The organism is Hydrogenovibrio kuenenii DSM 12350 (assembly GCF_000526715.1).
GTDB classification, from domain to species: Bacteria; Pseudomonadota; Gammaproteobacteria; order Thiomicrospirales; family Thiomicrospiraceae; genus Hydrogenovibrio; species Hydrogenovibrio kuenenii.
The window spans coordinates 836,830-859,793 of the sequence record NZ_JAGP01000001.1 but is presented as its reverse complement, the minus strand read 5'-3'; the positions used below and the strand labels follow the sequence as shown (position 1 = coordinate 859,793).

Sequence of the window (22,964 nt, the reverse complement as noted above, 5' to 3'; positions counted from 1 at the left end):
AAAAATTTAAACAAAAAATAAACCCGGAAACTTCCGGGTTTATTCTATGTAGAAAATAGCAACTAAAGACTTATGCTGTCATTTTCCAATTTGATGCCACAATTTGATTAAACTGCGTTTTTTCATCATCAGTCATATTTACAGCTGAATCACCACCCTCAGGGAAGGAAGCCAAAGCATCTACCAACTGTGAAACACCGCTAACATCCAATGATTCCCCCGAGTCTAAGTTTATGCTTTCAATTTTATTTCTATCTGAATAATACCAATCATTAACCGTAATAGAATCACTAGTTCCAATAAGATTAATTTTCATGTCATCTCCATTTTTTGAAAACCAAAGACCTTCTTTAGAAACACCATGTAAATCAATGGAGTCAGTGCCACCTTGAGTTGAGTCAAAAGAGTAGTCCAGTATCTGGTCTTGTCCATCTCCTACATTGAAGTGATAGCTGTCATTACCTGCTCCACCTTTCAGAAGATCGTTTCCTTTACCACCAGTAATAACGTCATCTTTGAATGACCCATAGATCGTCTCATCTGAATCTGTTCCTGTCATGGCTAAGGCTTCGAATTCTTCGGAGGTGTAACTTGAACCGTCATCGAAAACAATGTTCTCGACTTTGTTTCTATCGTAGTTCAGTTGATCTTGAATACTGATACTGTCATTTGTTCCGTAGTGCACAACCACTCGACCATCTGTGGTGCTGAAGCTGACATCGTCTTTAGTGACGCCATGTAGGTAAATGCTATCTACACCACCTTGAGTATAGCCAAAAGAGTAGTCCAGTATCTGGTCTTGACCATCTCCTACATTGAAGTGATAGCTGTCATTACTTGCTCCACCTTTCAGAAGATCGTTTCCTTTACCACCAGTAATAACGTCATCTTTGAATGACCCATAGATCGTCTCATCTGAATCTGTTCCTGTCATGGCTAAGGCTTCAAATTCTTCGGAGGTGTAACTTGAACCGTCATCGAAAACAATTTGTTCTATTTGATAACGTTCCGACTCAAGTGAGTTTTCTATTATGATTTGATCACTGTCTCCATAATGAACTAATAGATCACCCCAGTTATTTGTTGTGAAGGCCACATCTTCTTTTGCAACACCATGCAGGAGAATCTGATCAACTTCCCCGGTTACTGAAGAGTTGTCATTGATAGCATCTTGGCCGTCTCCTACATTGAACTCGTATGTGTCGTTACCTGTGCCTCCGACCATTCGGTCATTGCCTTTGCCGCCGATAATGACATCATCTTTACCCGTTCCATAAATAGATTCATCTATATCTGTCCCGATCATGGCCTGCGCTGTGGCTTCATCCGCACTAATAACACTTCCATCATCAAAAACAATTTGTTCTATTTGATAACGTTCCGACTCAAGTGAGTTTTCTATTATGATTTGATCACTGTCTCCATAATGAACTAATAGATCACCCCAGTTATTTGTTGTGAAGGCCACATCTTCTTTTGCAACACCATGCAGGAGAATCTTATCAACTTCCCCGGTTACTGAAGAGTTGTCATTGATAGCATCTTGGCCGTCTCCTACATTGAACTCGTATGTGTCGTTACCTGTGCCTCCGACCATTCGGTCATTGCCTTTGCCGCCGATAATGACATCATCTTTACCCGTTCCATAAATAGATTCATCTATATCTGTCCCGATCATGGCCTGCGCTGTGGCTTCATCCGCACTAATAACACTTCCATCATCAAAAACAATTTGTTCTATTTGATAACGTTCCGACTCAAGTGAGTTTTCTATTATGATTTGATCACTGTCTCCATAATGAACTAATAGATCACCCCAGTTATTTGTTGTGAAGGCCACATCTTCTTTTGCAACACCATGCAGGAGAATCTTATCAACTTCCCCGGTTACTGAAGAGTTGTCATTGATAGCATCTTGGCCGTCTCCTACATTGAACTCGTATGTGTCGTTACCTGTGCCTCCGACCATTCGGTCATTGCCTTTTCGGCCAATAATTAAATTATCATCTGATGTACCGATTATCGTATCGTTCCCATCGGTACTGCCAAGTATCGCACAAGCAACCAGTTCGTCAGCATTAAATTCAGTTCCATCGTCCAACACCAACTTTTCAATCTGATTACGCGAACTTTCCATAAAGTTTAGAACTTTAACCTGATCACTTTCACCATAACCAATCAGTAAGTCTCCACTGCTGTTTGAGGTAAAGCTAACTTGGTCAGATGTCACTCCATGAAGGTAAACTGTATCCGTGTAACCACTGTAGTAGTCATACTCGTCAATAGTATCTTGTCCATCTCCTACACTGAAGTGATAACTGTCTGATCCACTCGTAAAGGAGTCGCTGTTAAAGTAGTCATTACCCTTACCTCCTACAAAAACATCCCCTTTGTAAGAACCGTAGATCGTCTCATCTGCATCTGTGCCTGTAGTGGCTTGAGCTACCATGTCATCTACGTTCAATTCAGTACCGTCATCCAGCACTAACTTTTCGATTTGGTATTCAGGTGAGCCCATAAAGTTTTGAATCTTGATTTGGTCACTATCGCTATAACCAATCAATAAATCCCCATCACTATTTGAGGTAAAACTTAATTGATCCGAGGTTACTCCGTGGATATAAATCGCATCCGTATCTTCGTTGTAATAATCTCGGTCATTAATCGTATCTTGACCGTCTCCTACACTGAAGTGATAACTGTCTGATCCACTCGTAAAGGAGTCGCTGTTAAAGTAGTCATTACCCTTACCTCCTACAAAAACATCCCCTTTGTAAGAACCGTAGATCGTCTCATCTGCATCTGTGCCTGTAGTGGCTTGAGCTACCATGTCATCTACGTTCAATTCAGTACCGTCATCCAGCACTAACTTTTCGATTTGGTATTCAGGTGAGCCCATAAAGTTTTGAATCTTGATTTGGTCACTATCGCTATAACCAATCAATAAATCCCCATCACTATTTGAGGTAAAACTTAATTGATCCGAGGTTACTCCGTGGATATAAATCGCATCTGTATCTTCGTTGTAATAATCTCGGTCATTAATCGTATCTTGACCGTCTCCTACACTGAAATGATAACTATCCGAACCGGTAGATAAGCCATTACCACCTTTCAGGTAGTCATTACCCTTACCTCCTACAAAAACATCATCAGCATTGCTTCCATATATAGAGTCATCTCCAGCCAGAGCATACAGTGTGCTTCCAGAATCATCACCATAAACAACATCATCTTCTGATGTCGCTCCCAATATACCACTGGTAATAATATCTATAGTAGATTGCGAATAAGCAGACAACGCCTTCAAGGCATCTATAATTGGTAAATAGTGTCTTAATGTTTGATCTAAGATTTTACTATTCATTTCACTATATGGGTTAACTCCTCGTACTGCTTCAGCAAAATCCGAGACATAGGCTTCACCTTGATTCGGGTTATTTTTTGCATATTCAAGCAAATCAGAAACTGCCTTTGAGAAATCACCTTCCCATTCTCCTGCCTCATTTTGAGTCCAGGTAACATCTGAAAACACTGGCTTCAAATAACTGTTTGCTGACAACTGATAAAAAATTGTATCAGACAAGTCTTGATAAATTCCTTCATATAGCGTTGCAAAATCTTGTCCTGATCCATTAGGCGTGTCTAAATCATGACCATAAAACGCTTCAAGTGCTCCGATCTTTCTTGCATCAATTGGAGACTGATAATATTGACTATACTCGTCGCCCTGGTTTGTCCAAGCAAAAATGATAGGGTCAATCAGGGAGTGACGTTCTTCACTTGTAGTCGCATCAACAAACTGTTGAACCAATTGCTGTAACTTACCTGTTTCATCTATTGCCATTGCTTGATGTAATGAATGAGCTGTCCCAAAATTCATTGCATCTGGAAGTTCTGCTATTTCATCAGAAACAGCTACTGTTTCTTCAACTGAATTTGTTAAATCTCTTGTAAACCAAACATCTTCGACAGAATGTGTTTCTCCAGCAGTGGTTGTAAAACTTCCTATCTGTCTATGTTCGTTACCATTTTCATCTACTGAAGAAGAACTGTTATATCCTAATGAAATAGACTGAACACCAGCATCCGAGAGTGTTATAAGCTCACCATCGTCAGCTTGACCGTTTTGATTTTTATCTTGAAACACTCTAAGTGCAGAGAACTTGTCATCATTAACATCAAAAACTCCATCCCCATTTGAGTCCAAATCTGCCAATGCCAAAAATCCATTGTCAGCTTTTGTACCATCACCTAAAACAGTTTCATTCCCAAATAGCTCGGAGCCCGAATTGATTTCTCCATCTCCGTTTCTGTCCCAGACCAACAAACCGTCATCGGCACCAACAAAGCCAGATAATTCATTAAATCCGTCTCCTGCATGGTCAAAATGGATATTGGCATCCAATCCAACCGTTTCAACACCATCTCCATCTAAATCCAACACCAATGGTGATGCGGGCGCTGCTGGAGGTGTTGGTAATGGCGGTGGCGACGGAAATGGGCATTTGCCAGGATCACCACCTGTAGGATCACCACCTGTAGGATCACCACCTGTAGGATCACCACCTGTAGGAATAGGTTCTGCCAACGCATCATTGATTGCTTTTTTGGCGTCATCACCCAATAATTCAGAGTATAGAACACCAGCTAAAACTCCAGTAGCCCAAACACCTGCTGCTCCAGCACCCATTGTAAATGCTAACGAACCAGCTATAAAACCAAGACCTCCAGCTATAGCATTTGCATATAATGCTCCGGGAGAGTCCGACTCTATCAGAGACAATGCCGACAGTACCCCCCCCTTTTAAATTTGTTATTGCTCCCTCAGGAAGCGGTTGCCCATGTGACTTAGCATAATCTTCTAAAGCAGAAAAACCACCATCAACTATATTTCCCAACTCTCCTAACACGTCACTGTTTGAAGGCTGTTGTGCTGCTGTATCTCCATTACTATCCGTGCTCATTATTTTCCTCCATTTAAACAAATTCTTAACGCTGCAAAATACTGTAAGCAGCCTATTGAGAATGACCATATAACAGTCAATTGAACCCACCTAGTAAACAAAAAAGTCCATTTAATATTCCACATAGCTTCCACAGAAACTAACCAAGCAAATCCTGTTCTTTGTTTAACGTGTTCCAGTGAATCCAGCCAGATATTTGAACCCTGATATATTTCAGAAAATCCGGCCATATATATAAAAAAACATAGAAAAAATAAGACAAAAATTATTGGGAGTATATTCTTGCAATCGATGCGCATAGGAGGCACAAAATCAACAGTAAAAAACTTTCTGTTTTTCCATAGTGCCAAACTAGTAGAAATTAAAATGTAAATACCTGTAAGCACAAAAAGCACATATATAAGAGCCATTTTTTCTCTATACACTACAGAAACGTTTACCCATGTCTGAGCTGGTTCTATCCAAGTTAAAAGCCATGATGAAGATGCTTTGATAACCTCTCCAAATGGTTCAGGTTCTTTACTTAAAACTAATACCACTAAAATCGAAAAAAACAAAAAAGGTAGATGTAAAACTCGAATACTTAAAGCATTAAAATATTTCTTCCTTTCTTTGATTAAAGAAGCGTTACTTTCCATTCATCTCTCCCTAATACTTTCTTGCTTGTACCTTAATAAAGGCGTTAGTAAATACTCAATAATCCGTCTTTGCCCTGTTTTAATCTCTGCCACCACTTCCATACCCGGGCTTAACTTGACGGTTTTGCCATTGACTCTAATGTTGTTTTTATCAATGGCGAGTTTCATGTCGTAAACCCAACCTAAATCTTTGTCTTGTGCTGCGGCATCAGAAATATTTTCCACCGTTGCGTCAATCATGCCGTACTTGGTGAAATTGAAGGTATTGACCTTTACTTCTGCTGCTTGATTTTCATTCACAAACCCGATGTCTTTGTTTAACAGTTTGGCACTGACTTCTAAAGATTGGTTACTTGGCACAATAACCATAAGCTCTTCTGCTGGTGTTACCACGCCTCCGATAGTAGTAATGGCGAGTTGTTGAACATCGCCATCAATGGGAGAACGCAAATCTGTGTAATCCTTGCTTTCTTTTGCCTTGACCAGTTCTTGTTGCAAGGCCAGTTTTTGATGCTTGGCATCCATTAGGCTTTGGAGTAATTTTTGTTGGGTTTGGCTATCCAAAAGATTACGCTGTGTATTTATTTGCTCCAATAGTGCTTGGTTTTTCTGGATATTGTACTTTTCAACTTCCAAATCCTGTTTTTGAGAAATATAGTCCTGCTTCAGTTTGAGATATTGGTCTTCTGATACATAAGACTTGTGATAGAGGTTTTCGGTAGATTGCAGGCGTTTTTCAACAATCGGCAGAGTATTTTTAAGCTTTAGAAAAGTCGCTTTAGAAGCAAATATTTCAGACTGATATTGCAACTCTTGAGATTTAAGATTTGCCAGCTGTTCGTTGTATTCTGAAATCTGTTTTTTCAAATAAAGTATCTGTGAATTCTCCAGCCCTTCTGGAATCGTTACTTTATTAAAATCTGACTTTTTGTTGATATAAGACAACACAGAGTTGATTCGCTTGATGTCATTTTCATACTGATGCAGTTGTTCACTCAGTTTCTGGACGTCTGCCTGACTCATGGTGCTATTTAAAGAAACCAGTATTTGACCTTTTTTAACATGATCACCGTCTTTCACATAAATACCACTTATTTTTCCTGCTTCAACTGGCTGGATAACTTTGCTTTTACCGGATGGAATCAGTTGACCCGTTGACGTCGCAATGATGTCGACCTTTCCAAACCATGCCCAAACAAACGCTAAAGTGAAAAACAACATAATCAACCAAAGAATAGTACGACCAATAGGTGAAGGTGGTGTTTTTTGCACTTCCAAAGCTGCGGGTAAAAACGCTAGGCTTTCTCTATGATGTCTGCTGGCTAGCCACCTGCCATAGAGTTTGCCAAAACTATTTTTCACACTTTGTTCAAACTTCATGCCGTTTTCCCTTTGGCAGAACCTTGTTGACTGCGGTTCTGTACCATCGGTTTACGATTTTGATGCGCCCAAAGTTCCGCATAGAAACCTTTTTGATGAATTAACCTTTCGTGATCGCCCTGTTCTACAATCCGGCCTTTATCCATAACAACAATATGATTGGCATCTCTAACGGTTGAGAGCCTATGAGCGATAATAAACACTGTCCGATTATGGCTAATGGCTTTCATGTTTCTCTGAATAATGCTTTCAGACTCATAATCCAATGCAGAAGTGGCTTCATCTAATATCAAAATACTTGGGTTATTGATTAAGGCTCTAGCAATGGCGATACGTTGACGTTGACCACCTGATAGATTCACTCCCTGTTCTTCGACCAAGGTGTCATAACCTTCTTCAAGCTCCAAAATAAAGTCATGCGCACCTGAAAGCTTGGCCGCATGAATGACGCGTTCAATCGGCACACCCGGGTCGGCAACCGCAATGTTTTCTCGAATACTACGGTTGAAAAGGAAATTTTCTTGGAGCACAACGCCGATTTGGCTTCTCAACCAGCTGGTATTAACCATATTTAAGTCAATACCATCAACAAGCACCCGACCTGTAGCAGGTGAATAGAGTCTTTGGATAAGTTTGGTCAAAGTGCTTTTGCCAGAACCAGAGCGCCCTACCAAACCTATCACTTGACCTGGTTCAACAGATAATGAGAAGTTCTTAATAATCTCTTTTCCATCTGGACGATATTTAAAAGACACGTGATCAAACTCTACCTTGCCTTTTAAATTAGGTAGAGTTGTTCTACTTGGATTGTATTTGGGTTCGGTTGGCATGTTTAGAATATCACCCAGCCGCTTAACGGAAATACCTGCCTGTTGAAAATCTTGCCATAAATGCACAATTTTAAGAATAGGCCCACTAACTCTGCCTGCTAGCATATTAAAGGCGATGAACTGACCGATAGTTAAGTCCCCAGCAATCACCGCATGCGCTCCAAAGTACAAAATACCTAGCATCATGATTTTGCTGATAAACTCTGCCGATTGGTTGGCGATATTGTTTAGGTTATTGGCCTTAAAGGATGCCTGAACATAAGCAGCAGATTGATCTTCCCAACGGCGTTGACTGTCCGGCTCTATAGACAAAGATTTAATGGTTTCAACACCAGAAATGCTTTCCACTAAAAAGGACTGTCTTTCAGCACCATGAGCAAATTTTTCATTGAGGCGCTTTCTCAGAACCGGCGTAATCAAGAAGGATAGAAGAATAAAAAATGGAATGGCACCTAAAACAATTAGCGTGAGCATTGGGCTATACAAGAACAAGACCGCAATAATGATGAGGGTAAACCCCAGATCAATGGTGAGCGTTAGTGCCGAACCGGTGATGAATTCACGAATTGTGTCTACTTCTCTAATTCTGGCAACACTATCTCCCACTCGTCTCGTCTGAAAATAGGCCAGAGGTAAAGCAAGCGTATGATTATAAAGTTTAGCCCCTAACTCGACATCAACTCTACTGGTTGTATGCGTCAGAATGTAACTTCTTAAGCCGGAAAGGATGACATCAAAAATAGCGACGAACACCAAGCCCATAGCTAAAACATCAAGGGTCGTAAACCCCTTATGAGCCATGACCTTGTCCATAACCACCTGGAAGAAAATGGGGGTTAATAGCGCAAAAAACTGGATGAATGCTGATGCAATAAGCACTTCGGAAAGAATAGTTTTGTATTTAAGTAAAGCGGGAACAAACCATTTAAAACCAAATGCTGTCGAACTATTAGAAAACCCTGCCCTTTTGGTTACCAAAACAAGGCGACCGTTCCAGTTTTCTTTCAGCCACTGTTCATCTTTGACTTCAACTTCGTTAGAGCCTGGCTCTTGAACTAAATAGCCTTCAGCTTCATGAGAAATAACTTTTTTGGCAAGAATAAAGTATTCACCCGTCGACTTCTGTGCAATAGCAGGTAGAGGTATATTAGATAGACTTGAATGTTTTACATTAACTTCTTTTGCTTTCAAACCAATAGATTTAAAAATACGAAGAATGTCTATAGTAGTAGCCTGTTCTTCTGGCTTAACATATTGACGCCTAAGCTGATCAATATTAGTCGCTAAACCAAAAAAACGGGAAATTGTGTGCGTGCAATATAAACCCGAATCCATGGAAAATTTCAAATCGTCCCTGATAAATAAAATCTATAAAGATCTTACAATCAAAAGTATATTTTATGCTAATCAAAATTACTTATTTATAAATAAAAATGCTTAAGAAATGCTTTAGAAAGAATGGGCAAACTCTAAACACATGAAACATAAAAATTCGGACTTAATAGCTTTTTGAAGAAAAAACCATTACACAGCCCAGCCTGGCAGATTTTTAACGTCAGACACAGAAAAATCTTTGCTGTTAAGCAACTTGGGAAATATTAAGGTATTGAGAGAGTAAATGGTGGGTCGTGCGCGATTCGAACGCGCGACCAATTGGTTAAAAGCCAACTGCTCTACCAGCTGAGCTAACGACCCATATGGAGATTATGCAAAAGCATAGATATGTTTGGTTCCGAAGAAAATGGTGGGTCGTGCGCGATTCGAACGCGCGACCAATTGGTTAAAAGCCAACTGCTCTACCAGCTGAGCTAACGACCCTCTCTGGAATGGGGCGTATTATACAAGCTGAAAACGAATTGGCAAGACATTTTAGCCATCTTTTGAGAATCTTTTTTTGATTCTATGTGAAATCAAAGGTTTGGCTCTTTGAGCCAATCAAATCAATGAGAAAAGTAATGCGTTGGGTCAGCAACACCCGCGTCAGCAAAGCCTTGTTTCCTCAGACGACATGAGTCGCAAACACCGCAAGCTTCGCCTTCTTCGTTTGCTTGATAACAAGAGACCGTCAATCCATAATCTACGCCTAGAGACACCCCTGCTTGAATAATCTCTGCTTTGGTCATAGAGATCAATGGCGTTTCAATATGCGTCTTGTGCCCTTCTATACCTTTTTTTGTTGCTAGATTAGCCATCTTTTCAAAGGCTTCAATATACTCTGGACGACAATCAGGGTAACCAGAATAATCGACAGCATTAACACCGATACAAATCGTATCGGCATCTATCACTTCTGCCAAACCAAGTGCGTAGGATAAGAAAATGGTATTACGTGCAGGTACATAAGTAACTGGAATGGTGTTGTCTTCCACGCCACCTATCGGCACGTCAATATTATTATCGGTCAAAGCAGAACCGCCAATGGCGTGCATATTCATTTGCATGACACGATGAGAGGCCACATTAGCAGCTTCTGCAATGCGTAGTGCGGCTTGCAACTCTACTTGATGGCGTTGCCCGTAATCAAAGCTTAAAGCGTGACACTCATAGCCTTGTGACTGCGCAATCGCCAGTACCGTTGTTGAGTCTAGACCGCCAGATAAAAGAACAACAGCGCGTTTATTTTCTGTTTTCATAGAACTTGTTTCTTATTTTTTCTTTTTTAGGGCAGCCATTCGCTTTTTGGCCTTAGCTGCCATTTTTGACTTTGGATACTGCTTGATTAGCAACTGATAAGTTGATTTCGCATCCGCAACCTGTGATTGATTCACATAGGTATCACCCAAGCGTAATAATGCCGCTGGTGCTTTAGCTGAATCAGGGTAAGTTTGATTCACATCTTGAAATGCTTTAATGGCTTTATCGGGTTGCTCCAAAACAAGATAAGACTCTGCTGCCCAATAAGAAGCGTTACTTGCTAAAGCACTTTTAGGATATTTATTACGGAAAACCGAGAAAGCTTTCGCAGCACTTTTATAGTTTGATGACTTAATCAGAGCAAAAGCATCTTGGTAAGCTGCGTTTTCCGCTTTAGTCGGTGCATGAGTAGCAATTGGCTTAACGACGTCACTTGCGGTTTTTGCTGCTTTAGCATCCTTTGTTTTAGTGCCTTTAGCTTTTGCGGAAACCTTAGCATTCGTACCAACTTTCGTCGAAGCTGTTTTCTTTGTAGTCACTGCTACAGGAGCAACCGCGGCTTGGTTGGTTGCTGTATCAGCTGGCGTATCATCAGTATCCACTGCATCAGATTGCGCATCCGCTGCCTGCTTTTGCGCTGCTGCTTCTAACTTACTTAAACGGTCATCAGTTTCTTTATAACGTTCATTCTGCTGTTTTGTAAGCTGATCCATTTTATAGTTCATGCGATCAATCAAGTCATGCATATCTTGAATTTCACGCTCTTGTTCAGCTAACTGTCTACTTAACTGAATCAAAACAGGATTATTCACCATTCTTTCCAGGCGCGCGACACGATCTTCAAGCGACTGCTCTTTGGCAAAGGCCTGAACAGAAAACAGCGAAAGCAGCACAACACCTAGTACAAACACTTTTTCCTTTTTGCCCATATCCTTTCCTATCACCTTTGTTCTGTTTTTACTTGCTTAATGGCATTATTGGTTAATTTTGATTTCAACACGACGATTTTTTTCCCATGCAGCTTCATCATGACCATCTACCGCAGGGTTCTCTTCCCCCATTGAAACCACTTCGATTTGTGCTTGAGACACACCGTAAAGCATCATCACTTGCTCAACGGCTTTAGCACGCTTTTCACCCAACGCAAGGTTATAACCCGGTGTACCACGCTCATCGGTATTCCCGATTAATTTTACGGATTCTTGAGGATTATCAACCAAAATTTTCGCGTAATACTTGGCGATATCAACCCCTTTGTCACTCACTTCATATTGATCGTAATCAAAGTAGATAACTGGTTTGTATACCTGAGCTTGCTCACCCGAATTTTGACCTGTCTGGCTACCATTTAAATTTGAACCACTAATATCTTGTCCATTAGCACCATTTGCACCGATAACTTCTACGCCCTTATCTTCGGAGCTCGATGAGGTAGCTGCACCGTCTTCAGTTTGTGATGCGGTAGCTTGGTCTGAATCAGCAGATGACTTTTTCGGCAGAGTGCTACAACCGGTTAAGGACATGACGGAAAATAGCGATAAAACGCCAATTACCATTAAAGATTTGCTTGCTGTCTTTTGCGTGATATTTGTTGCTGTTTTCAGCATTTTTTCACTCTGCATTCTTTTCTCCCGTTATCAATTTTCGGCATAACTTGTTGATGAAGGTTATGAATTAATTAGTTCAATAAGGCTTCTGCTTCTAGTTTAAGTAAGGTCCCCAAGAAGGCGCTCTTACTTCTCCGTCTTTCACGCTTAGAACTTGCGTGACACTATTATCGATAGAAACAACTGCTAAACGTGCTTTACCATTCTTATTCATCGCATAAAGAATCATTTCTCCATTAGGCGAGAAACTTGGCGATTCATCAAGATAGGTTTTCGTCATCAGGCGGAAATCATTGGTATATAAGTCCAACAAGGCAACATTAAACCCATTGTTATTGCCATTAATCATAGCAACATAGCGTCCATCAGGCGAAACCGCAGGATTTGAATTGTAACGCCCTATAAAAGAAATACGACGAATCTCTCCCGTGTCTAAAAACGCCTGAAAGATTTGTGGTTGCCCACGACGGTCTGAGTTAAAGAATAGAGAGTGTCCATTCGGTGCCCAAGTCGACTCTGTCTCAATTGCTAGGTTACGCGTGATGCGTCGTAACTTTCCAGTTTTCATATTCATAATATAAATGTCAGCAGAACCGTCTTTAGAAAGCGTTAATGCTAAATTTTTACCATCAGGTGACCAGGCTGGCGCGCCATTTATACCTTTAAACTTGGCTATGATTTTACGCATTTTGCCATCTAAACTTTGCAGCACTATTTCCGAACGACCATTTTCAAACGATACATAGGCAAGTTGCTTCCCGTCAGGAGACCAGCTTGGCGACATAATCGGTTCAGAAGATTTCAAAATCGGCTGTGCGTTAAAGCCATCAGAGTCAGCGATTTCTAAACTGTATTGTCTTTTTCCATCAACTTTTCTCACAACAACGTACGCAATCTTAGTGTTGTAAGCGCCACGAATACCGGTCAACTCTTTGTACAACATATCACTGATTACATGGGCAACCTGGCGCAACAATCGGGCGGGAATATTCGTCCATTTTTTACCAATGACTTGCTCTTGGCGCAAAATATCGATAAAACGCATTTCAATATCATAATTGCCTTGTGCGTTTTTCTGAATACTACCAATCAGCATATTGTCTGCACCCAACGCACGCCAGTCTGGAAAATTAATATCTTCCAGTTTAGAGGGTCTTGCAGGTAACTTCGCATCATCCACCGGACGGAACTTTCCACTACGGTCTAAGTCTGCGCCAATAATCTGCGCCAGATCTTGGGGCGGAGCATCATTCGGATCTTTCCACTCGAACGGAACGATCGCAATCGGCGTCGCATTGGTTGAACTATGATCTATTTCAATCGTTAAATCAGCTTTCGCAACTGAAAACCAACTCAGCAAGAAAGTTAAAACAACTAAGCGATATACAAACCGATTCATATGACGATATATAGACATAATTTCTCTTACAGATACTTATTAAGGTTTAAATTTGAATTGAATGTTACGATCAAACAATTCTTTCATTGGCGGCTGAGGTAGCGGCTGTGAACGCAATACCGCACTTTCAGCATCCTTTTTGAACTGGGCATTAGCATACTGATTACACTGGTTCACTTTAACACTACTCACCATACCGTTAGGTGTTTGCGTAATGGTAATCAAACACTCTGCTTTGTCAGAAATCTTAGCTGCCGTACGCCAGTTCTGTCTCACTGCTGAGGCAATGGTTGTTTTATAAACTTCCGTCAAATCCTGTAATTGTTTGGCTTTTGCTTTTTCACGTTTTTTAGCTTCTTCAGCAGCTATCTGTTGCTGAATTTGTGTTTCCTGTTCTTCTTGCTCTTTAAGCAATCTGGCTTTTAAAGCCTCTTGCTCTAGAAGTTTTTTCTCTTCCGAATGCTGCTTAATCTGTTCTTGTAGTGCCAATTTTTTAGCTTCTTCCGCTTTACGCGCAGCTTGCGCCTGCTCAACCTGCTTTTTAGCTTCTTGGCGCTGTTTTTCAGCCAATAAAGCTTCTTTTTTAGCCTGTTCAGCCTTTTGTGATTCAGCTATGGCACGCTGTTTTTCAGCTTCGACTTTTTGTTTTTGAATTGCTGCAAGCTTAGCTGCTTCTTCCGCTTTACGATTTTCCGCTTCGGTTTGCAATTTAGCTTGTTCTATCTTCTTACGCTCAGCCATTTTTTGCTGTTGTAGCAAAGCAATTCTGCGCTTTTCCGCTTGGGTTTTAGCAGCCAACTCTTTTTGCTGACGCTTTTTATCAGCTTCTTCTTTCTTAACTTTATCTAATGCCGCTTGCACTGTTTTTGCATCCAACAAAGTCGTTTTCATTGGCTTCATTTTTTCTACAGTTGTCTTTTCACCTGTCGCTTTATCGTCCGGTGAAGTCAAAGTAACCTGAATGGTATTGTCATCCGGTGACATAAAATTCTGATACGTAAGCCCCAATAAAATAAAGATATGGAGAAGCACAGCGAAGGAAAATGCAACGGGGTGTCTTAAAATAAATGGAATCATAACTACGTTTTTATAACCTACTGTTCAGGCTGAGTAACCAAAGAAACTTTTTCAACACCGTTTGCTTTTAGTGTGACAAATAATCGCATCACATTCTGATAAGGTGTTAAACGATCCCCTTGGATAGTAAATTGTTGATTCGGGTGTAATTGTGCTCGTGCAACAATCTGCGCAGCAATATCACCAAAACTCAATAACGTCTTTGGGTCATCTGATGTTTTGTAATACCCTTCTTTGGTGACACTGATAACAAAAGGCACCTGCTGAGAAGTGGCTTTTTTCTTATTTTGAATCTTAGGCGTTTGTGGCAGGTTAACCGTAACGGCTTGCTGCACAATCGGCGCCGTAATCATAAAGATAATTAACAATATCAAAGTAACGTCGATATAAGGCACGACGTTCATTTCAGACATCAGCTTTTTACGGTTGCCATTTCTTAGGCTTGAGCGCATCGACATAAGTACTCCGTTACCCTTTGTCTTCTGCTTGTTCTGCCAAGTGTGCTTGACGTTGAATAATTGTCAGAAACCCTTCTGCAAAATTTTCGTATTGCGTAATCAGTTTTTCTGCTTTAACTGTCAGGCGGTTAAAAGCTACTGAAGCAGGAATCGCTGCAAACAAACCAATCGCTGTCGCAATCAAGGCTTCCGAAATACCCGGTGCAACTGTAGAAAGTGTGGCGTTTTGTACATCTCCCAGTGAGGCGAATGCATGCATAACCCCCCACACTGTTCCAAACAGCCCGATATAAGGTGCAGAAGATCCTACTGTTGCTAAAGAAGCAATACGGTTTTCCATAATTTCAGCTTGCTTGGTAAAAGCAACTTTCATGACACGTTGTGTACCTGTCACCAAGTCTGACGCATCCTTCACGCCTTGCTTTTTAAGACGAACAAACTCTTTAAAGCCGGCATCAAAAATAAGTGACGAACCCGTCATCTGCAGATCACCATTATTAATTTGGTTATACAGCACGGAAAGTTCAGGCGTATTCCAAAACAGCTCATCAAATTCATTCGCAGCTTGTCTGGCTTTTTTCAACTGATAAGATTTGGCGAAAATAATCGCCCAAGACATAATCGACATAATCAGCAACAACGCCATCACCCCTTGAACAACAGGGCTGGCGTGAAAGACCAATTCTGTTAAAGACAAACCATCACTCATTCAATCAATCCTTCTTCAAATATTCTTTAATCAAAAAATTCTTTTTCAGGCATATCCAAACCTAAATGTTTAAAAGCATGTTTCGTTACCACTCTGCCGCGCGGGGTTCTTACCAAAAAGCCATGCTGAACCAAAAAGGGTTCAATCACATCTTCAATCGTACCCCGCTCTTCACCCAAAGCCGTCGAAATACTGTCAATACCAACCGGACGCCCTTCAAATTTATGAATCAACAGTTCCAGTAAGCGGCGATCCATCTTATCCAGCCCTAAAGGGTCGACTTCTAAAAGATTTAACGCTGCATCCGCAATTTCTACCGTCACCACGCCATTACCTTTTACCTGCGCAAAATCTCTTACGCGTCGCAATAAACGGTTTGCAATACGTGGTGTACCTCGTGAACGTTTGGCAATTTCTATCGCCCCCATCTCATCCGACTCAATACCGAGAATATTCGCAGAACGATGAACAATCTGGCTTAGCTCTTCAACCGAATAAAACTCCAAACGCTGCACGATACCAAAACGATCTCTTAGAGGAGACGTCAGTAAGCCCGCACGCGTCGTCGCGCCCACTAAGGTAAAAGGTGGAATATCAATTTTGACACTTTGCGCTGCTGGGCCTTCGCCAATCACGATATCAATCTGAAAGTCTTCCATTGCAGGATAAAGCACTTCTTCCACGATAGGACTCAAACGATGAATTTCATCTACAAACAAAACATCATGGGGTTCAAGACGCGTCAGAATAGCCGCAAGATCACCTGGTTTTTCAATAACCGGACCTGACGTTTGGCGCAACGTTACGCCCATTTCTTGCGCAATAATATGAGAAAGCGTGGTTTTACCCAGCCCTGGTGGGCCGTAAAGTAGCACATGATCCAAGTGTTCACTACGCATTTTGGCAGCTGTAATCGAAAGTTGAAGCTGTTCGCGAACTGCTTGCTGACCGATATAGTCGGCAATAATTTGAGGGCGGACGCTTGGAGACACATACATGTCTTCTTCTTGAGCCTGGCCTCCGACAATTCGATCTGTTTCAATCATTCGTTACAAGTCCTTAGTAGGGTTTTCCCCGCGTATCATCTATTTTTTTACTGGGGTCAATTATAAACATTTATAGCGTGCGTTTTAAGACCAATTTTATGACAAAAAAATGAAGACAAACATCAGGCAAGACAATGCTTACAGCCTGATAGGCTAACCCCAGCCTGGCAGATTTTTAACTTAAAATGGAAATTAAAGTTTGATGGACTGTAATGCCTTACGAATGGTTTCTTCTGTACTCAAACCTTCTGGTACAGCTTGAACCATTTTCTCTGCTTGTGCAGATTTATAACCTAAGGCAATCAGTGCCTGTATCGCCGTTGATACATTTGCCCCCTGAATAGCAGCAGTTGCAGATGAAGCTGTTGTTGAAGCAGTCAAACCTGACCATGCTTCACCTTGCCATCCTTTTAGTCGATCTCGCATTTCGATCACCAAGCGCTCGGCAGTCTTTTTGCCCACGCCTGGGATTTTGGTCAATGCAGTGGTATCAGCAATTTCCACCAAGCCAACAAATTCATTAACAGTCATTGCCGATAAAATACCGATAGCCATCTTCGCACCAATGCCGTTTACCTTAACCAGTTCACGAAATAAGCTTCTTTCCAATTCTGTGGCAAAGCCAAACAACAGCATAGCATCTTCACGCACATGCATGTGTGTAACCACCGTTACCTGACTACCCGCCTCTCCAAGCGCATAAAAAGTAGACATAGGTGCTTCAACTTCATAACCAACGCCATTGACATCGATCAGCAACATCGGTGGTTGTTTTGCATGAAGTTTTCCAGATAAAAAGCCAATCATAATCGTTCCTAAAAAATATCGTGTCCTAAAACTTCGTGCCCTTAGAAATATCTTCGGGATTAATTCCCAGCGTTAAATAGCGGTCGTGGCACAAGGCGGTTGCCAAAGCATCTGCTGCATCTTCTTGTGGCGTTTCCGTTAGCTTGAGTAAGTTTTTAACCATATATTGCACCTGATCCTTACTGGCATGCCCATTGCCAACAATCGTACTTTTAATTTGTGTTGGCGTATATTCCATAATCGGCACGCTTTTCAAAGCAGCAGCACACAAAATTACACCGCGCGCTTGACCCAATTTAATAGCAGAATTGGGGTTTTTATAAACAAATACCTTTTCGATTGCCATCACATCCGGCTGGTATTGATCAATAATCTGCATGACTGATTCAAAAATGGTTTTTAAACGCTCTGCACCCGAGAGCTTCTCGACACGGATAACACCGCTAATCAGATAGTTGGGATGATAACGCCCCGATTCAATAATACCGAACCCTGCTTTGCGCGAGCCCGGATCTATGCCCAATATACGTTGAATCTTCGGCACTTACTCTCCACTCAAAGACACTATTTATTACCCTTAACCAAACCGGCTTGTCTAGAAAACTCTAGCATACGGTTCACGGAAGCCAAAGCTTTTTGGCGAATGGATTCTTCGAGCAAAATTTCACCCGTTTCATCACGAAGGCAATGATAAAGATTTTCCGAACCATTCATCGCCATCCATGGGCAATGAGCGCAACTGATGCAATGCCCATCTTTACCTGCCGTAGGTGCGACAATCAAATTTTTATTGGGTGCCAATTGCTGCATCTTGTAAAAAATACCCAAATCAGTCGCCACAATAAACTCTTGATCAGGCAAATCTCTTACCGCTTCAATCATAACACGGGTAGAGCCAACGACATCCGCTAACTCAACAACATCTGCTGGTGATTCTGGGTGTACCAATACCTTGGCATTTGGGTGTTTTTCTTTCAGAGTTTTTAACTCATACACCTGAAATTCATTATGAACAATACACTGACCCTGCCAAAGAATCATATCAATACCAGTTTCTTTTTGAATCCAATGACCTAAATGACGATCTGGCGCCCAAATGATTTTTTCACCCTGCTCTTTCAAATGTGTAACGATTTCCAACGCATTACCTGAAGTTACAACCCAGTCAGCAATCGCTTTCACTTCTACACTGGTATTGGCGTAAACCACAACTTTGCGATCAGGATACTGCTGACAAAACTCAGCAAACTCTTTAGCTGGACAGCCAATATCTAGAGAACAATTCGCTTCCAAATCTGGCATCAAAATGGTTTTTTCAGGGCTTAACATCTTGGCGGTTTCACCCATAAAACGGACACCACAAACTACTAAAATATCTGCGTCTGACTGCGCACCGAAATTCGCCATTTCAAGCGAATCGGCAACCTTACCACCAGTTTCTTCCGCTAAAGCCTGCAACTCTGCATCCACATAATAGTGAGCTACAATTTGTGCATTTTTTTCTTTTAACAAGGCTTTGATTTTGCTTTTAAGTGATGCGCGCTCTGCTTCATCAAGATATTTTGCAGGCGTAGCTGACTGTGCCAATAAGTTAATACTATTGACTAGCTCAAGCGGAATAGAATTTGCCAAGCTTGAAGCCTGTTTCGTTGGAGATGATTTAGACATGGTATTTCCAGCAAATGAAACACAAGGCGTGTTTTAAAAACCACACGCCTTTTTGTTTATTTTATGCCCTTTTTCAAGGTTCAGAGCGTTTTTTTGACGCTCTTTTATAAAGATAGCGACTCGATTAGTCTTTAACTGGTTTACGGAAACGCAAAGCCAAATCCATAAGCTGACCATCATCAACCAAACCTGGTGCTTCAGTCAGCATACAGGCGGCAGACTGAGTTTTCGGAAAGGCAATAACATCACGAATGGAATCACGGTTCGCCATCAACATGACTAGACGATCCAGACCAAATGCCATACCCGCATGCGGAGGACAACCATACTTCAATGCGTTTAATAAGAAGCCGAATTTTTCATTGGCTTCTTCATCGGAAATACCAAGCATTTTCAAAACGGCTGCTTGCATATTTGTGTCATGGATACGAACAGATCCACCCCCCACTTCAATACCGTTGATAACCAAGTCATAAGCACGAGATAACATTTGTTCCGGCTTATCGTGGTTTAGAATTTCTTCCGTCGTCGCTTTTGGCTGGGTGAACGGATGGTGAATTGCTGTCAATCTAGCGGTTTTTTCATCCATTTCAAACATTGGGAAATCAACAACCCAAACTGGCGCCCATTCTTTTTCAATCATGCCTAGGTCTTCACCCAGTTTGCAACGCAATGCACCCAGCGCTTCGTTAACGATTTTCGCGTTGTCCGCACCGAAGAAAACGATGTCACCATCTTCCGCGCCAACACGACTCATGATTTCCATTGCTTGTTCAGGGAAGAACTTAACGATTGGTGATTGCAATCCATCAAGCCCTGCAGACAAATCATTCACTTTGATGTAAGCCAAACCTTTCGCACCGTAGATACTGACAAATTTGGTGTAATCATCAATTTCTTTACGAGACAGTTTACCGCCTTGAGGAACTCTAAGTGCTGCAACACGTCCCATAGGGTCTTTTGCTGGACCAGAGAATACTTTAAATTCGATATCTTGCAGTAAATCCGCAACATCAACCAATTGCAATGGAATACGCAAATCTGGACGGTCAATACCGTACTTTTCAATAGCTTCTGAGTAAGGCATGCGTGGGAAGTCATAATCAAAATTCACATCAACCGCTTCACGGAAAATGGTTTTCGCCAACCCTTCCATCATATCCATGACTTCTTCTTCTGTCATGAAAGAAGTTTCGATATCCAACTGAGTAAATTCTGGCTGACGATCCGCACGCAAATCTTCATCACGGAAACAACGCGTGATTTGATAGTAGCGATCGAAGCCTGACATCATCAACAATTGTTTAAACAACTGCGGCGACTGAGGTAAAGCAAAGAATTTGTTTTGATGAGTACGACTTGGCACCAAATAATCACGCGCACCTTCTGGTGTTGATTTGGTCAAGATTGGTGTTTCAATATCCATAAAGTCATTGTCATCAAGATAACGGCGCATAGAACGAGTTACTTCATAACGCGTTCTCATGGTTTGTTGCATTTCATCACGACGCAAATCTAAATAACGATAAACCAAACGTACTTCTTCAGAAATATGTTTATCATCCAACTGGAAAGGAATCGGGTCAGACGCGCTTAGAATCTCAATGCTTTCAGCAACGATTTCAACCTTACCGGTTACCATTTTAGGATTGATGGTTTCCGGTGTTCTCGCGCAAACCTGCCCTTCGACTTTCAACACATATTCAGAACGTACTCTTTCCGCTTTAGCGAACTTGTCCGCATCATCTGGATTCACCACTACTTGAACCAAGCCACTGCGATCACGCAAGTCGATAAAAATTACACCGCCGTGATCTCGACGTCTGTGCACCCATCCTGCAACCGTGACTTTTTGGCCTTCTAAAACTTCTGTAACTTGTCCACAGTAGTGTGTACGCATCATGTGTTGTATACCTTTAAATTGAACTTTTAATTTAATTTTAACTATTTGATTATTTGTTTACTTAACCAGCTGCTGGTTTATTTGAATCTGACTCTACAACCGGAGCAATGTCTGCTTCTGGATGCTTTTTCCATGGTGGGACGACAACACCACCAGAGATGACCATTTTCAATGCATTGTCCACACTCATATCTAACTCGATAATTTCATGCCTTGAAGCAATCAGAAAAAAACCGGAAGTTGGGTTTGGCGTTGTTGGCACGAACAAATTAACCGCATCTATCTCACCCGTTTTCAATTGTGCTTCGCCATGAGTACGGCTCGTTTGAAAGGCCAATGTCCATAGACCTTCACGTGGATACTGAATCAAATACACTTTTTGAAAGGTATCTGCACCAGAACCAAATAAGGCCTCAGCAATCTGCTTGACCGCCATATAGATCGAGCGCACCAACGGTATTCTAGCTAAGAATTTTTCCCACCATCCATATAGATAACGACCGAAGAAATTGGCAACCAGCATCCCCGTAATCAAAATCAGAAAAAACGATAGGATGACACCAAATCCGGGAATTTCGTACCCCAACCAATATTCAGGGCGGAGGTGTTTCGGCAATAGCACCAAGCTCTTATCAAACAAGTTAACAAGAAAAATCAATGCCGCAATCGTGACACCCAACGGCAGCCACACGAGTAATCCGGCAATTAAATAACGTTTAATATAAGACATGGTTGTATTGAAAACAAAACTCTATATAAAAAAGAATGGCTTATTATATAAGAATTCCGAGGTTTTATCGAAATTAAAACCCCTTCAAAATGAAATCATTTTTAGTTAATGCTAGTTGGAATTAAACGGGATACGATGATCTTCTTAAACATAAATACACTCACTAATGACTTGGGCAAGCCTGAAAAATACTCTAAGATGGCAAGCATCATATTCACAAACAGTATTTTGAGCAATCTATGAAACCACTTTCCTCCTCAACCATCTTTATTACAGGCTGTTCAACAGGCATTGGCCATTACACATTAAAAGCACTTCATGCTAAAGGTTATAAGGCTATAGGCAGCTGCCGCAATCCGGAAGATGTAAACAGAATTCAACAGATGGGTATTCCCTGCCTGCAATTAGACTTGGTAGATTCGGGCTCTATTCAACAAGCAGTCAAAACTTTGGTTGAAATGACCAACGGTCAAATTGATGTTCTATTCAACAATGGTGCCTTTGGCTTACCTGGTGCGGTAGAAGACCTATCACGCGATGCGTTGCGTTATCAATTTGAAACCAATGTCTTTGGCACCCAAGAGCTCACCAATCTCATAGTGCCGATTATGCGTGAAAATGGCGGTGGAAAAATCATCTATAACAGCTCCATACTCGGTTTCGCAGCTATGGCTTATCGTGGCGCTTACAATGCCAGTAAATTTGCTATTGAAGGCTTGGCGGACACACTCAGATTGGAAGTTGCTAAAGACAATATACAGGTCAGTTTGATTGAGCCTGGCCCGATATTATCGGAGTTTCGCGCCAACTCTTTCCGACAATATCAACGCTGGATTGCCGGCAAACCAAGTGCTCATCAAGACAGCTATGACTCTATGATTCAACGCTTAGAAACTGAAGGCGCTGCAGCCCCATTTACACTTGGCCCAGAAGCCGTCTGCGCAAGAGTGGAAAAGATTATCCAATCAAAAAGACCAAAAATACGCTATCCGGTTACTTTTCCAACCTATTTATTTGCTTGGCTCAAACGCTTGCTACCAAACCGCTGGCTTGATGCGTTATTGCTCAAAGCAGGTGGAAACGGTAAACGCTAAACAGGACTAGAGCCAGA

The 22,964-nt window shown here is 41.4% G+C and carries 18 protein-coding genes and 2 tRNA genes; 1 reads left to right on the top strand and 19 read right to left on the bottom strand.

The features are described 5' to 3' along the window. Nucleotides 1–70 precede the first annotated feature (70 nt). The 19 genes from N745_RS0103990 to N745_RS0103900 all read right to left on the bottom strand — a co-directional run bounded on the left by N745_RS0103990 (nt 71) and on the right by N745_RS0103900 (nt 21,853). Nucleotides 71–4,693 carry a calcium-binding protein gene (locus N745_RS0103990; protein ID WP_024850844.1) on the bottom strand — a complete coding sequence of 1,541 codons (4,623 nt, stop codon included), beginning with the start codon at nt 4,691–4,693 and terminating at the stop codon, nt 71–73. A gap of 273 nt (nt 4,694–4,966) precedes the next feature. Continuing rightward, nucleotides 4,967–5,605 (bottom strand): hypothetical protein, encoded by a 639-nt coding sequence (locus N745_RS0103985; RefSeq protein WP_024850843.1) that lies wholly within the window; start codon nt 5,603–5,605, stop codon nt 4,967–4,969. Next, complete coding sequence (locus N745_RS0103980; protein WP_024850842.1) at nt 5,606–6,985, bottom strand: HlyD family type I secretion periplasmic adaptor subunit; 1,380 nt, start codon at nt 6,983–6,985, stop codon at nt 5,606–5,608. Further along, nucleotides 6,982–9,150 (bottom strand): type I secretion system permease/ATPase, encoded by a 2,169-nt coding sequence (locus N745_RS0103975; RefSeq protein ID WP_024850841.1) that lies wholly within the window; start codon nt 9,148–9,150, stop codon nt 6,982–6,984. Before N745_RS0103975 ends, N745_RS0103980 begins: the two co-directional genes overlap by 4 nt. Nucleotides 9,151–9,434: 284 nt before the next feature. After that, a tRNA-Lys gene (locus N745_RS0103970) sits at nt 9,435–9,510 on the bottom strand. Between the two features lie 47 nt (nt 9,511–9,557). Beyond that, nucleotides 9,558–9,633, bottom strand: a tRNA-Lys gene (locus tag N745_RS0103965). A gap of 122 nt (nt 9,634–9,755) precedes the next feature. Beyond that, entirely contained in the window at nt 9,756–10,448 is a 693-nt protein-coding gene (gene queC, locus N745_RS0103960) for a 7-cyano-7-deazaguanine synthase QueC (RefSeq protein ID WP_024850840.1), read from the bottom strand. Between the two features lie 12 nt (nt 10,449–10,460). After that, nucleotides 10,461–11,378 (bottom strand): tol-pal system protein YbgF, encoded by a 918-nt coding sequence (gene ybgF / locus N745_RS0103955; RefSeq protein ID WP_024850839.1) that lies wholly within the window; start codon nt 11,376–11,378, stop codon nt 10,461–10,463. A gap of 45 nt (nt 11,379–11,423) precedes the next feature. Then, entirely contained in the window at nt 11,424–12,071 is a 648-nt protein-coding gene (locus tag N745_RS0103950; protein ID WP_024850838.1) for an OmpA family protein, read from the bottom strand. Nucleotides 12,072–12,150: 79 nt separating this feature from the next. Then, nucleotides 12,151–13,473: a Tol-Pal system beta propeller repeat protein TolB gene (gene tolB, locus N745_RS0103945; protein WP_245595659.1), complete on the bottom strand. Its 1,323-nt coding sequence runs from the start codon at nt 13,471–13,473 to the stop codon at nt 12,151–12,153. Between the two features lie 21 nt (nt 13,474–13,494). Then, entirely contained in the window at nt 13,495–14,532 is a 1,038-nt protein-coding gene (tolA, locus tag N745_RS0103940; RefSeq protein ID WP_024850836.1) for a cell envelope integrity protein TolA, read from the bottom strand. A gap of 17 nt (nt 14,533–14,549) precedes the next feature. Continuing rightward, complete coding sequence (locus tag N745_RS0103935) at nt 14,550–14,990, bottom strand: biopolymer transporter ExbD (protein WP_245595658.1); 441 nt, start codon at nt 14,988–14,990, stop codon at nt 14,550–14,552. Between the two features lie 10 nt (nt 14,991–15,000). Continuing rightward, nucleotides 15,001–15,699, bottom strand: coding sequence for a protein TolQ (tolQ, locus tag N745_RS0103930; RefSeq protein WP_024850834.1), 699 nt, complete (start codon nt 15,697–15,699; stop codon nt 15,001–15,003). A gap of 26 nt (nt 15,700–15,725) precedes the next feature. Next, entirely contained in the window at nt 15,726–16,745 is a 1,020-nt protein-coding gene (gene ruvB, locus N745_RS0103925; protein WP_024850833.1) for a Holliday junction branch migration DNA helicase RuvB, read from the bottom strand. 192 nt (nt 16,746–16,937) lie between these two features. Further along, nucleotides 16,938–17,552, bottom strand: a complete 615-nt coding sequence (ruvA, locus tag N745_RS0103920; RefSeq protein ID WP_024850832.1) for a Holliday junction branch migration protein RuvA — start codon at nt 17,550–17,552, stop codon at nt 16,938–16,940. A 25-nt stretch (nt 17,553–17,577) separates the two neighbouring features. Beyond that, the gene (gene ruvC / locus N745_RS0103915) at nt 17,578–18,096 is read right to left on the bottom strand and encodes a crossover junction endodeoxyribonuclease RuvC (protein WP_051453369.1); all 519 of its coding nucleotides are present in this window, start codon (nt 18,094–18,096) and stop codon (nt 17,578–17,580) included. 20 nt (nt 18,097–18,116) lie between these two features. Further along, on the bottom strand, nt 18,117–19,220 hold the full coding sequence (gene nadA, locus N745_RS0103910; protein ID WP_024850830.1) for a quinolinate synthase NadA: 1,104 nt from the start codon (nt 19,218–19,220) through the stop codon (nt 18,117–18,119). A 124-nt stretch (nt 19,221–19,344) separates the two neighbouring features. Next, on the bottom strand, nt 19,345–21,120 hold the full coding sequence (gene aspS / locus N745_RS0103905) for an aspartate--tRNA ligase (RefSeq protein ID WP_024850829.1): 1,776 nt from the start codon (nt 21,118–21,120) through the stop codon (nt 19,345–19,347). A gap of 64 nt (nt 21,121–21,184) precedes the next feature. Then, the gene (locus tag N745_RS0103900) at nt 21,185–21,853 is read right to left on the bottom strand and encodes a DUF502 domain-containing protein (RefSeq protein ID WP_024850828.1); all 669 of its coding nucleotides are present in this window, start codon (nt 21,851–21,853) and stop codon (nt 21,185–21,187) included. Between the two features lie 239 nt (nt 21,854–22,092). On the opposite strand from N745_RS0103900, the gene N745_RS0103895 reads away from it, so the two are divergent. Then, nucleotides 22,093–22,947 (top strand): SDR family NAD(P)-dependent oxidoreductase, encoded by an 855-nt coding sequence (locus N745_RS0103895; RefSeq protein WP_024850827.1) that lies wholly within the window; start codon nt 22,093–22,095, stop codon nt 22,945–22,947. The last annotated feature ends 17 nt before the right edge of the window (nt 22,948–22,964 follow it).